At 71.6% G+C, this 12,575-nt stretch carries 11 protein-coding genes; 10 read left to right on the forward strand and 1 reads right to left on the reverse strand.

The features are described 5' to 3' along the window. The first annotated feature begins 210 nt into the window (after positions 1 to 210). From ACIA6T_RS12940 to ffh, 5 genes are all read left to right on the forward strand, one after another. A complete protein-coding gene (locus ACIA6T_RS12940; protein ID WP_399446562.1) occupies positions 211 to 1,707 on the forward strand; it encodes a hypothetical protein in 1,497 nt (498 codons plus the stop codon). A gap of 348 nt (positions 1,708 to 2,055) precedes the next feature. Continuing rightward, a complete protein-coding gene (locus tag ACIA6T_RS12945; protein WP_399446563.1) occupies positions 2,056 to 3,396 on the forward strand; it encodes an ammonium transporter in 1,341 nt (446 codons plus the stop codon). Next, positions 3,393 to 3,731: a P-II family nitrogen regulator gene (locus ACIA6T_RS12950; protein WP_030231663.1), complete on the forward strand. Its 339-nt coding sequence runs from the start codon at positions 3,393 to 3,395 to the stop codon at positions 3,729 to 3,731. Before ACIA6T_RS12945 ends, ACIA6T_RS12950 begins: the two co-directional genes overlap by 4 nt. Before the next feature lie 23 nt (positions 3,732 to 3,754). Then, a complete protein-coding gene (locus ACIA6T_RS12955; protein ID WP_399446564.1) occupies positions 3,755 to 6,196 on the forward strand; it encodes a [protein-PII] uridylyltransferase in 2,442 nt (813 codons plus the stop codon). An 83-nt stretch (positions 6,197 to 6,279) separates the two neighbouring features. Further along, a complete protein-coding gene (gene ffh / locus ACIA6T_RS12960; protein WP_385055634.1) occupies positions 6,280 to 7,830 on the forward strand; it encodes a signal recognition particle protein in 1,551 nt (516 codons plus the stop codon). Positions 7,831 to 7,890: 60 nt separating this feature from the next. On the opposite strand, the gene ACIA6T_RS12965 is transcribed toward ffh, so the two are convergent. Next, positions 7,891 to 8,742 carry a methyltransferase domain-containing protein gene (locus tag ACIA6T_RS12965; RefSeq protein WP_399446565.1) on the reverse strand — a complete coding sequence of 284 codons (852 nt, stop codon included), beginning with the start codon at positions 8,740 to 8,742 and terminating at the stop codon, positions 7,891 to 7,893. A gap of 584 nt (positions 8,743 to 9,326) precedes the next feature. Between ACIA6T_RS12965 and ACIA6T_RS12970 the strand changes: the two genes are divergently transcribed. From ACIA6T_RS12970 to trmD, 5 genes are all read left to right on the forward strand, one after another. Next, the gene (locus ACIA6T_RS12970; protein ID WP_030866134.1) at positions 9,327 to 9,926 is read left to right on the forward strand and encodes a hypothetical protein; all 600 of its coding nucleotides are present in this window, start codon (positions 9,327 to 9,329) and stop codon (positions 9,924 to 9,926) included. A 397-nt stretch (positions 9,927 to 10,323) separates the two neighbouring features. Continuing rightward, on the forward strand, positions 10,324 to 10,743 hold the full coding sequence (rpsP, locus tag ACIA6T_RS12975) for a 30S ribosomal protein S16 (RefSeq protein ID WP_030866131.1): 420 nt from the start codon (positions 10,324 to 10,326) through the stop codon (positions 10,741 to 10,743). A gap of 2 nt (positions 10,744 to 10,745) precedes the next feature. After that, positions 10,746 to 10,985, forward strand: coding sequence for an RNA-binding protein (locus ACIA6T_RS12980; protein WP_003973401.1), 240 nt, complete (start codon positions 10,746 to 10,748; stop codon positions 10,983 to 10,985). Between the two features lie 109 nt (positions 10,986 to 11,094). After that, a complete protein-coding gene (rimM, locus tag ACIA6T_RS12985) occupies positions 11,095 to 11,670 on the forward strand; it encodes a ribosome maturation factor RimM (protein ID WP_399446566.1) in 576 nt (191 codons plus the stop codon). Further along, on the forward strand, positions 11,670 to 12,503 hold the full coding sequence (gene trmD, locus ACIA6T_RS12990) for a tRNA (guanosine(37)-N1)-methyltransferase TrmD (protein WP_399446567.1): 834 nt from the start codon (positions 11,670 to 11,672) through the stop codon (positions 12,501 to 12,503). Before rimM ends, trmD begins: the two co-directional genes overlap by 1 nt. The last annotated feature ends 72 nt before the right edge of the window (positions 12,504 to 12,575 follow it).

Here is a 12,575-nt window from a genome sequence, read left to right on the forward strand (position 1 = left end):
ATTGCGGTTCCGCCATGGTGAGACGGGTGATCGTAGAGTTACTTTGTGTGCACGGCTTCTTGGGGCACATGCACTCGTGGGTATGCCGGAGGCAACTCGGCTCTCCGTTCGAAGGGTGACAACCGTCGGACGGGCGGCCCCGACAACCGGCATTCTGATAGGGCTTGGCGCAATCGGCGACAAGTGGTCTTCAGGGATGGGGGCGTTCCAGTGAGCGGCAACGGCGGTGGCGGGACGGACGCTACGAGTGCGGAGAAACGCCCGAACGAGCTGCTCGCCTCGTGGTTCGTCCGCAGCGGCTGGTCCAAGGGCGAGCTCGCCCGCCAGGTCAACCGCAGGGCACGCCAGTTGGGCGCCAACCACATCTCCACCGACACCTCGCGCGTACGCCGCTGGCTGGACGGCGAGAACCCGCGCGAGCCGATCCCCAGAATCCTGTCCGAACTGTTCTCCGAACGCTTCGGCGTCGTCGTCTCCGTCGAGGACCTGGGCCTGCGCACCACCCGTCCGGCACCCTCCGCGACCGGCGTCGACCTCCCCTGGACGGGCCCGCAGACCGTGGCCCTGCTCAGCGAGTTCTCGCGCAGCGACCTGATGCTGGCGCGGCGCGGCTTCCTCGGGAGCTCGCTGGCCCTCTCCGCGGGCCCGTCCCTCATCGAGCCCATGCAGCGCTGGCTCGTCCCCTCCCCGTCCGCCACGCCGGCCCGGCCCGAGACCGACCCGGTGTCCTCCGCCGCACGCGCCCGCGGCCGGCTGTCCAAGCCGGAGCTGGACCTGCTGGAGACCACCACCGTGATGTTCCGGCAGTGGGACGCCCAGTGCGGCGGCGGCCTGCGCCGCAAGGCGGTCGTCGGACAGCTGCACGAGGTGACCGACCTCCTCCAGGAACCCCAGCCCGAGTCCACCACCCGGCGCCTGTTCAAGGTCGCCGCCGAACTCGCCGAACTGGCCGGCTGGATGTCGTACGACGTGGGGCTCCAGCCCACCGCGCAGAAGTACTTCGTGCTCGCCCTGCACTCCGCCAAGGAGGCCGGCGACCGGCCGCTCGGCTCGTACGTGCTGTCCAGCATGAGCCGGCAGATGATCCACCTCGGCCGGCCCGAGGACGCCCTGGAGCTGATCCACCTCGCGCAGTACGGCAGCCGGGACTGCGCCAGCCCGCGCACCCAGTCCATGCTGTATGCGATGGAGGCCCGCGCCTACGCCAACATGGGCCAGCCCGGCCGCTGCAAGCGGGCGGTGCGGATGGCCGAGGACACCTTCGCCGAGGCCGACGAGTGGGACGAGCCCGACCCCGACTGGATCCGCTTCTTCTCCGAGGCCGAGCTGTACGCGGAGAACTCCCACTCCTACCGCGACCTCGCCTACGTCGCCGGCCGCAGCCCCACCTACGCCTCGCTCGCCGAGCCGCTGATGCGGCGGGCCGTGGAGCTGTTCGGCCAGGAGGGCGGCGAGCACCAGCGCTCCTACGCCCTCAACCTGATCGGCATGGCCACCGTCCACCTGCTGCAGAGCGAGCCCGAGCAGAGCGCGGTTCTCGCCACCGAAGCCATCAAGGCGGCCAAGAAGGTCCGTTCCGAGCGCGTCAACACTCGTATCCGAAAGACGGTCGACACCGCCGTACGCGACTTCGGGGACCTCGCCGAAGTCGTCGAACTCGGCGAGCGGCTCGCGATCGAGCTGCCCGAGTCCGCGGAGGCGGTCTGACACCTCCGAGGTACCGCTGGGCCCCGGCCGCGGCCGGTCCTCCCGAACTGCCCGACTCGGCTCCCCCACGCCAGGTCATTCGGAGGCCGGCCGCGGCCGGTCGTGTGTCTCCCCGGCCACGGCTCACCGCCGTACACCCAAGGTTGCGCCACGATAACGATCGGCGCGCCCCGGATCCGGCAGTTCATCGACCCGTAACACGCCAGGTGCCTTCGTCACGGCGGCGAAACAACGAGGGGCTTCCACCGAAACGGCGCTGCGCCAATCTCATGGCGCATAACCGGCCCACCCCTCAATCCGCTCAAGGCTTCGCCCGCACGGGGCCGTACCAACGACGAGGAGACGCCGATGGCACCAGCCATCACCCTGGCCGCAGACGCGCCCACGCTGTCCGCCGCCAACACAGGGTTCATGCTCATCTGTTCCGCCCTGGTGATGCTCATGACCCCGGGTCTCGCCTTCTTCTACGGAGGCATGGTCCGCGTCAAGAGCACGCTGAACATGCTGATGATGAGCTTCATCAGCCTGGGGATCGTCACCGTCCTGTGGGTGCTGTACGGCTTCTCCATGGCGTTCGGCACCGACTCCGGAAGCGTCATCGGCTGGAACTCCGACTGGGTCGGCCTGAGCGACATCGGCCTGACGGAACTCTGGGACGGCTACACCATCCCCGTCTTCGTCTTCCTGGTCTTCCAGCTGATGTTCGCCGTCCTCACGCCCGCGCTGATCAGCGGCGCCCTCGCGGACCGCGTGAAGTTCACCGCGTGGGCGCTGTTCATCGCCCTGTGGGCCACCGTCGTCTACTTCCCGGTCGCGCACTGGGTCTGGGGCGCCGGCGGCTGGGCCTTCGAACTGGGCGTCATCGACTTCGCCGGCGGTACGGCGGTCCACATCAACGCCGGTGCCGCCGCGCTCGGTGTGATCCTGGTGATCGGCAAGCGCGTCGGCTTCAAGAAGGACCCGATGCGCCCGCACAGCCTCCCGCTGGTCATGCTCGGCGCCGGTCTGCTGTGGTTCGGCTGGTTCGGCTTCAACGCCGGCTCCTGGCTCGGCAACGACGACGGCGTCGGCGCGCTGATGTTCGTCAACACCCAGGTCGCCACCGGCGCCGCCGTCCTCGGCTGGCTCGCCTACGAGAAGATCCGCCACGGCGCGTTCACCACGCTCGGCGCCGCCTCCGGCGCGGTCGCCGGTCTGGTCGCCATCACCCCGGCCGGCGGCGCGGTCTCCCCGCTCGGCGCGATCGCCGTCGGCGTCATCGCCGGTGTGCTGTGCGCCATGGCCGTCGGTCTGAAGTACAAGTTCGGCTACGACGACTCCCTCGACGTCGTCGGCGTCCACCTCGTCGGCGGCATCCTCGGCTCCCTGCTCATCGGCTTCTTCGCCACCGGCAAGGGCCAGTCCGACGTCGCGGGCCTCTTCTACGGCGGTGGCCTGGACCAGTTCTGGAAGCAGTGCGCCGGTGTCTTCGGCGTCCTCGCCTACTCCCTGGTCGTCTCCGCGGTCCTCGCCTTCCTCCTCGACAAGACCATCGGTATGCGAGTCTCCGAGGACGACGAGGTGGCCGGCATCGACCAGGCCGAGCACGCCGAGACCGCATACGACTTCAGCGGCGCCGGCGGCGGCGCGGCCCGCACCGCGGCCACCGCCCCCGTCGCCCCGGCCGAGAGCAAGAAGGTGGACGCATGAAGCTCATCACCGCCGTCGTGAAGCCGCACCGGCTCGACGAGATCAAGGAGGCCCTGCAGGCCTTCGGAGTACACGGACTGACCGTCACCGAGGCCAGCGGCTACGGCCGCCAGCGCGGCCACACCGAGGTCTACCGCGGTGCCGAGTACACCGTCGACCTGGTGCCCAAGATCCGCATCGAGGTGCTGGTCGAGGACGACGACGCCGAGCAGCTCATCGACGTCGTGGTCAAGGCGGCCCGCACCGGGAAGATCGGTGACGGCAAGGTCTGGTCGATCCCGGTCGAGACGGCCGTACGGGTACGGACCGGCGAACGCGGTCCGGACGCGCTCTGACACACGAGAACGGGAGCCGCCGGGTGACGGGTACGGACGTGACGAAAGAAGCAGAGGACTCGGGACCCGGCGGTTACGCGGCGGCCCGGCTGCGCCTCCTCACCGAGGAGGCGCGGTCCGGGCCGCCGCGCCGTACCGCCCTCGCGGACCTCACCGACGACTGGCTCGGCGGACTGTTCGCGGCGGGTGCGCAGGGGGCGCGCGGGGTGTCCCTGATCGCCGTGGGCGGCTACGGGCGCGCGGAGCTCTCCCCGCGCAGCGACCTCGATCTGCTCCTGCTGCACGACGGCGCCGACCCCGAGGCGGTCGCCGCCCTCGCGGACCGCCTCTGGTACCCCGTCTGGGACCTGGGCCTCGCCCTCGACCACTCCGTCCGCACCCCGGCCGAGGCCCGCAGAACGGCAGGCGAGGACCTCAAGGTGCAGCTCGGCCTGCTGGACGCCCGGCACATCGCCGGTGACCTCGGCCTCACCACCGCGCTGCGCACGGCGGTGCTCGCCGACTGGCGCAACCAGGCGCCGAAACGTCTCCCCGCCCTGCGGGAGCTGTGCGAGGAACGCGCCGAACGCCAGGGCGAACTGCAGTACCTCCTGGAACCCGACCTCAAGGAGGCCCGCGGCGGACTGCGCGACGCCACCGCCCTGCGCGCGGTGGCCGCCTCCTGGCTCGCCGACGCCCCGCGCGAGGGCCTCGCCGACGCCCGCCGCCGGCTCCTCGACGTACGGGACGCCCTGCACCTGACGACCGGGCGTGCCACCGACCGGCTCGCGCTCCAGGAGCAGGACCAGGTCGCGGCCGAACTGGGCGTGCTCGACGCGGACGCGCTGCTGCGGCAGGTCTACGAGGCCGCGCGGGTCATCGCCTACGCCGGTGACGTCACCTGGCGCGAAGTGGGACGCGTCCTGCGTTCCCGCGCGGTGCGGCCCCGGCTGCGCGCCATCCTCGGCGGCGGGAAACCGGCGCCCGAGCGCTCTCCGCTGGCCGAAGGGGTCGTGGAGCAGGACGGCGAGGTGGTACTCGCCCGCGCCGCGCGCCCCGAACGCGACCCCGTGCTTCCACTGCGTGCCGCGGCCGCCGCCGCGCAGGCCGGACTCCCGCTCTCCCTGCACGCCGTACGGCGCATGGCGGCCGGCGCGCGCCCGCTGCCCGCGCCCTGGCCCGCCGAGGCCCGCGAACAGCTCGTCACCCTGCTGGGTTCGGGGCGTCCCACCGTCGAGGTCTGGGAGGCGCTGGAGGCGGAGGGCCTGGTCAGCCTGCTGCTGCCGGACTGGGACCGGGTGCGCTGCCGCCCGCAGCGCAACGCCGTGCACCTGTGGACCGTCGACCGGCACCTCATCGAGACCGCCGTACGCGCCTCCGCGTTCACCCGCCGGGTCAGCCGCCCCGACCTGCTGCTGGTCGCCGCGCTGCTGCACGACATCGGCAAGGGCTGGCCCGGTGACCACTCGGTGGCCGGCGAGGTCATCGCCCGGGACGTGGCCGCCCGCATCGGCTTCGACCAGCACGACGTCACCGTGATCGCCACCCTCGTGCGCCACCATCTGCTGCTCGTCGAGACCGCCACCCGGCGCGACCTGGAGGACCCCGCCACCGTCCGCGCGGTCGCCGACGCCGTCGGCGCCCAGGGCACCCTCGAACTGCTGCACGCCCTCACCGAGGCGGACGCCCTCGCCACCGGTCCTGCCGCCTGGTCGTCCTGGCGCGCCTCGCTCGTCGCCGACCTGGTCAAACGGGTCTCCGCCGTGCTCTCCGGAGACGCCCCGGACGGGCCCGAGGAGGCCGCGCCCACCGCGGAACAGGAGCGCCTCGCGATCGAGGCCGTCGCCACGGGCGCGCCCGTGCTGTCCCTGCGGGCACAGACCGAACCGCCCGCCGAGCCCTCCGGCGACCCCGAACCGCTGGGCGTGGAACTGCGCATCGCCGTACCCGACCAGGCGGGCGTGCTGCCCGCCGTGGCCGGGGTGCTCGCCATGCACCGGCTGACCGTACGGACCGCGGAGCTGCGGGCGGTGGACCTCCCGGACGGCGTGGACGGCTCCGTGCTGCTGCTGGACTGGCGGGTCGCCGCCGAGTACGGCTCCCTGCCCCAGGCCGCCCGGCTCCGCGCGGACCTCGTACGCGCCCTCGACGGCAGCCTGGACATCGCCGCCCGCCTCGCCGAACGGGACGCCGCCTACCCGCGCCGCCGGGGCGTGATCGCCCCGCCGCCGCGCGTGACGGTCGCCCCGGCCGCCTCCCGGCACGCCACCGTGATAGAGGTCCGCGCGCAGGACGCACCGGGCCTGCTGTTCCGGATCGGACGGGCACTGGAGGACGCGGCGGTACGGGTACGCAGCGCCCACGTCTCCACGCTCGGCGCGAACGCCGTGGACGCCTTCTACGTCACCGGCCCCGACGGCACGCCCCTCCCCGCCGAGGAGGCGGTGGCGGTGGCGCGGAAACTGGAGGAGACGTTGCGTGGGTGAGGACACTCCAGGGTTCTGCCGCGCCGGGATACCCTGGAGGGCGATTCCCCAGCCTGTCTCCGACTCCGAGGACCGACGCCGCCGTGTTCGATACTCTTTCCGATCGCCTTTCAGCGACCTTCAAGAACTTGCGCGGCAAGGGGCGCTTGAGCGAAGCGGACATCGACGCCACGGCGCGTGAGATCCGCATCGCACTCCTTGAAGCGGACGTGGCCCTGCCGGTCGTCCGCACGTTCATCAAGAACGTCAAGGAGCGCGCGCTCGGCGCCGAGGTCTCCAAGGCGCTGAACCCGGCGCAGCAGGTGCTCAAGATCGTCAACGACGAGCTGATCACCATCCTCGGCGGCGAGACCCGCCGCCTGCGCTTCGCCAAGCAGCCGCCGACCGTGATCATGCTGGCCGGTCTGCAGGGTGCCGGTAAGACCACCCTCGCCGGCAAGCTCGGCCGCTGGCTGAAGGAGCAGGGCCACTCGCCGGTACTGGTCGCCGCCGACCTCCAGCGCCCCAACGCCGTCAACCAGCTCAGCGTCGTCGCCGAGCGCGCGGGCGTCGCCGTCTACGCGCCCGAGCCGGGCAACGGCGTGGGCGACCCGGTGAAGGTCGCCAAGGACTCCATCGACTTCGCGAAGACCAAGGTCCACGACATCGTGATCGTGGACACCGCCGGCCGCCTGGGCATCGACCAGGAGATGATGCGGCAGGCCGCGGACATCCGGGACGCGGTCTCCCCGGACGAGATCCTGTTCGTCGTCGACGCGATGATCGGTCAGGACGCCGTCAACACCGCCGAGGCGTTCCGCGACGGCGTCGGCTTCGACGGCGTGGTGCTCTCCAAGCTCGACGGTGACGCGCGCGGTGGTGCGGCGCTGTCGATCCGGCAGGTCACCGGCAAGCCGATCATGTTCGCGTCCAACGGTGAGAAGCTCGACGAGTTCGACGCCTTCCACCCGGACCGGATGGCCTCCCGCATCCTCGACATGGGTGACCTGCTCACCCTGATCGAGCAGGCGGAGAAGACGTTCAGTCAGGAAGAGGCCGAGAAGATGGCCTCCAAGCTGGCGTCGAAGAAGGGCCAGGACTTCACCCTGGACGACTTCCTGGCCCAGATGGAGCAGGTCCGGAAGATGGGCAGCATCTCGAAGCTGCTCGGCATGCTCCCCGGCATGGGCCAGATCAAGGACCAGATCAACAACCTGGACGAGCGGGACGTCGACCGCACCGCCGCGATCATCAAGTCGATGACCCCGGCCGAGCGCCAGGAGCCGACGATCATCAACGGCTCGCGCCGTGCCCGTATCGCCAAGGGCTCCGGTGTCGAGGTCAGCGCCGTGAAGGGCCTGGTCGAGCGGTTCTTCGAGGCCCGCAAGATGATGTCCCGCATGGCCCAGGGCGGCGGCATGCCGGGGATGCCCGGGATGCCGGGCATGGGCGGCGGGCCCGGCCGGACGAAGAAGAAGCAGAAGCAGGCCAAGGGCAAGCAGCGCTCCGGCAACCCGATGAAGCGCAAGCAGCAGGAGCAGGAGGAGGCCGCGCGCCGCGCCGCCGCCGCGGAGGGCGCGGGCGCCTTCGGGCTGCCGCAGCAGGGCGGCAAGGACTTCGAGCTGCCCGACGAGTTCAAGAAGTTCATGGGCTGAGACCCACGCCGGTACGCCACTGGGGCGCCCCTCACGCGAAGGGCGCCCCAGTGGCGTGTCTCAGGGCGTGCGCGCGACGAGGTACCGGAACACGTTCGGCATCCACACGGTCCCGTCCTGCCGCTGGTACGGATGCAGGGCCTCCGCCAGCTCCTTGTCGACCTGCGCCTGGTCCGTGGCCGTGACCGCCGGGTCGAACAGCCCGGTCGACTTCAGGCCCCGTACCGCGCTGTCCGCGTCGGCGTAACCGAACGGGCAGGCCACCCGCCCGGAGCCGTCCGGCCTCAGCCCCGCCCGCGCGGCGACCCGCTCCAGGTCGTCGCGGTCCGTGGGGCGCCAGGCGCCCGCGCCGCACAGCGGCTCCGCCAGCTTGGTGGCCACCCGGAGCACGGACGCCGTGGCGCACCGCTCCGGCGGACCCCAGCCGGCCAGCACCACGGCCGCTCCGCGCCCGGCGAGCGGCACCGCCTCGGCGAGCAGATCGGCCAGCCCCTCCGCGTCGCCCGCGAGGCAGCCGATCGGTTCGAAGGCGGTCACGACGGTGTACGCGTCCGTACGAGCGGCCCGGGCGGGTGAGCCGTGCACGATCCGGTTGTCGGCACGCGCGCGTGGCTCCCGCTGCCCGTCGGGCAGCAGCCGCTCCCGCGCGAGGGCCAGCCGGTCGGCACAGGTGTCGACGCCGGTGACCGCGGCACCGCGCGAGGCCGCCATCAGCAGGGCCAGCCCGGAGCCGCAGCCGAGGCCGAGCAGCCGTGTCGCGGACCCCACGTCCAGTCGCTCGTAGACGGCCTCGTAGAGCGGTACGAGCATCCGCTCCTGGATCTCGGACCAGTCACGCGCGCGTGCACGTAGGTCCACACGGGGGACGGCCCCCGTGTGAGGCGGGTGCTGCCGCACGAGCGTAGGTGTCATAGGTAAGCGCCCCAATCAGCCGAGAGTTGCCGCGGTGCCCCATTCCCTGGCCCCCGTGCGGTGCGCCCCGCACACCCCCCGTATGCCAGGAAACTCCGCCCTCGTCGTGTCGTCCAGTGGAATGCGGCGGCGGTTGGCAGTCGGCTTGTGCCAGTGGCAAGAATTCACATTCCGGTAATCCCGGGCCGTCGGGTCCGTCATGACGAAGGCACCCGTACGCCGGTTCCGGCCAAGGTCGACGGAACCGGGAGCGGCTTGTGGCGGGGCGGTGCGCGGTCGCGGGGGCGGACCCGGTAACGTCACGCCCGCGGCGCGCCCGTCGAACCGGGCGCCAGGTCCCCGCGAGAGCGACCGAAACGCCTCTTGCGCACCCGCGGGCCTCACGCGCACCGCTTGCGGAGACCGCTTGCACGTGGGGGCGTACGTCAGCCTACGCACCACCTTGAGGCGAGCTGTGAGGCTTCTCCGCAGATCAGCGCACCCGTACTCGTCAGGACGCATCAGCGGCAACTGACGGGTACGTGCAAATTATTTGGGATGCCCCGGAATCGGAACACAGAGGCACCCAGGCTCGTTGTCATTACGTGAGCACGACACAGACACCACCTGTTCTCGCCGCAGAGCTGGCGCAGGCGTGGGCCGATATTCAGCGGTACCACCCCGAGCTGCCCGATCTTGCCGCGCCCGAGTCCCTGATCGGGGAGTCGTCGTCCGCGTGCGGTCACGAACTCTCCTTCGAACGACTGCTGCACGAGGCAGTCCACGGCGTCGCCGCCGCGCGCGGTGTACGCGACACATCCCGCGCCGGCCGCTACCACAACCGCAGGTTCCTCGCGATCGCCGAGGAACTGGGCCTGGACCACCCCGAGGAACCGCATCCCAGCAGCGGCTTCTCCCTGGTCACGCTCACTCCCGAGGCGAAGCGCCGCTACCGCCCGACGACGGAGCGCCTCCAGCGGGCCCTGAAGGCCCACTCCGCGGCGACCGCGGGCGACACGGCCCGCAGCTTCCGCGGACCGGCCGCGCGGCACGGCTCCTCCGGGGGCGGCGTCCGCGTCAAGGCCGTCTGCGACTGCGGCCGCAACGTCCGCGTCGTCCCCTCGGTCCTCGCCCAGGCCCCCATCGTCTGCGGCGGCTGCGGCAAACCCTTCCGAATCCCGGAAGTGGTAGCGGCAGCAAGCTGACGGCCCCGGCATCTCGTGGATGCCGGGACCACCCCGCCACCCCGCCGCCCCGCGGGCAGTCGTGCCGCTGGGGCGGCACGGGTGGTCGGTGGGGGTACCTCCCGCTCGAGCGAAGCCGAGAGTGGGGGAGGCGCCCTGCAAGCGCCGGGTAGCGCGAACACCCCCCGGCCCGGACCGACGCGGGGGACCCCGTACCGCGCCGGGCGCCCGTCAACCGAGCCCACCCCTCGGTCACCCCCGCCCCACAGGGTGTGGCAGAATGGCTAGCTGTACTCGACAGCCGCACAGGACCCCTCTCTCCTCCGGCTGACGCGTCCATCGGGCACTCGGGTACCGCAACCCCACGCGGCACATCCCGCCGTGCCCAACCACGTCAAAATCAGGAGAGTCCACTCCCGTGGCAGTCAAGATCAAGCTGAAGCGTCTGGGCAAGATCCGTTCGCCTCACTACCGCATCGTCGTCGCCGACTCCCGTACCCGCCGTGACGGCCGGGCCATCGAGGAGATCGGCAAGTACCACCCGACGTACAACCCGTCGGTGATGGAGGTCGACGCCGAGCGCGTGGCGTACTGGCTCGGTGTCGGCGCCCAGCCGACCGAGCCCGTGCTCGCCATCCTGAAGAAGACCGGCGACTGGCAGAAGTTCAAGGGCGAGCCCGCCCCGGCTCCGCTGCTGCAGGCGGCCGAGAAGCCCGCCCGCCCGTCCTTCGAGGCGCTCGGTGGCGAGGACGAGGGCAAGGGTGAGGCGATCACCCAGAAGAAGAAGGCTGAGAAGAAGGACGAGGCCGCCGCCGAGTCCGCGTCGACCGAGGCCTGAGCATGCTCGAGGAGGCTCTCGAGCACCTCGTGAAGGGCATCGTCGACAACCCTGACGATGTGCAGGTCGCCTCGCGCAACCTGCGCCGCGGGCGCGTGCTCGAGGTCCGGGTCCACCCGGACGACCTCGGCAAGGTGATCGGCCGCAACGGCCGCACCGCACGCGCTCTGCGTACCGTCGTGGGCGCCATCGGCGGCCGCGGTGTCCGTGTCGACCTCGTCGACGTGGACCACGTCCGCTGACGCCGAACGCAGTACCGGCTCGGGCCGGGGAGGGCCACTGGGCCGTCCCCGGCCCGCAGTCGTATGAGCCGTGAACGGCTCGTCGCAGTTCGACAGGAGATCAAGCACAGTGCAGCTGGTAGTCGCTCGCATCGGCCGCGCCCATGGCATCAAGGGCGAGGTCACCGTGGAGGTCCGTACCGACGAACCGGAGCTGAGGCTCGGGCCCGGTGCCGTCCTGACCACCGACCCCGCCTCCGTCGGGCCGCTCACCATCGAGACCGGCCGCGTCCACAGCGGCCGGCTCCTGCTGCGCTTCGAGGGCGTCCGCGACCGCAACGGCGCCGAGGCCCTGCGCAACACCCTCCTCATCGCCGAGGTCGACCCGGACGAGCGGCCCGAGGACGAGGACGAGTACTACGACCACCAGCTGATCGACCTCGACGTCGTCACGAAGGACGGCGAGCAGGTCGGCCGGATCACCGAGATCTCGCACCTGCCCACCCAGGACCTCTTCGTGGTCGAGCGCCCCGACGGCACCGAGGTGTACGTGCCGTTCGTCGAGGAGATCGTCACCGAGATCGACCTGGAGGAGCAGCGCGCGGTCATCGACCCGCCGCCGGGTCTGATCGACGACCGCGCGGCCCGCGACGAAGCCGCTGGTGGACACAGTGCCTCGTCCCGGGATTCCGGAGAAGAGGCGTAATGCGGCTCGACGTCGTCACGATCTTCCCCGAGTACCTCGAACCGCTGAACGTCTCCCTCGTGGGCAAGGCACGCGCGCGCGGTCAGCTCGACGTCCACGTGCACGACCTGCGCGACTGGACGTACGACCGGCACAACACCGTCGACGACACCCCGTACGGCGGTGGCCCCGGCATGGTCATGAAGACCGAGCCGTGGGGAGACGCGCTGGACTCGGTCCTGGCGGACGGTTACGAGACCGGCTCCAGCGAGCCGGCCCTGATCGTCCCCACCCCCAGCGGCCGTCCCTTCACCCAGGAACTCGCCGTCCAGCTCTCCGAGCGCCCCTGGCTGGTCTTCACCCCGGCCCGCTACGAGGGCATCGACCGCCGTGTCATCGACGAGTACGCCACCCGGATGCCCGTGTACGAGGTGTCCATCGGCGACTATGTGCTGGCCGGCGGCGAGGCGGCGGTCCTCGTCGTCACGGAGGCCGTCGCACGGCTGCTCCCCGGCGTCCTCGGCAACGCCGAGTCGCACCGCGACGACTCCTTCGCGCCCGGGGCCATGGCGAGCCTTCTGGAGGGCCCCGTCCACACCAAGCCGCCGCAGTGGCGCGGGCGCGGCATCCCGGACGTGCTGCTCAGCGGCCACCACGGGAAGATCGCCCGCTGGCGGCGCGACGAGGCGCTGCGCCGGACCACCGCCAACCGGCCCGACCTCATCGAGCGCTGCGATCCCGGGGCGTTCGACAAGAAGGACCGCGAGATGCTCTCCATCCTGGGCTGGGAACCGGACCCCGCCGGAGAGCCGTACGGCCGATTTTGGCGCAGGACCGACGGCGTGGAAGAATAGGCCGCTGCTGTGCGTCGTCCGGCGTGCGCCCCTGCCGCAGGGGGACACGACGCCCGTCCCGAACCGCACGGC

This window comes from Streptomyces sp. NPDC051740 (genome assembly GCF_044453165.1).
Taxonomy (GTDB): domain Bacteria; phylum Actinomycetota; class Actinomycetes; order Streptomycetales; family Streptomycetaceae; genus Streptomyces; species Streptomyces atrovirens.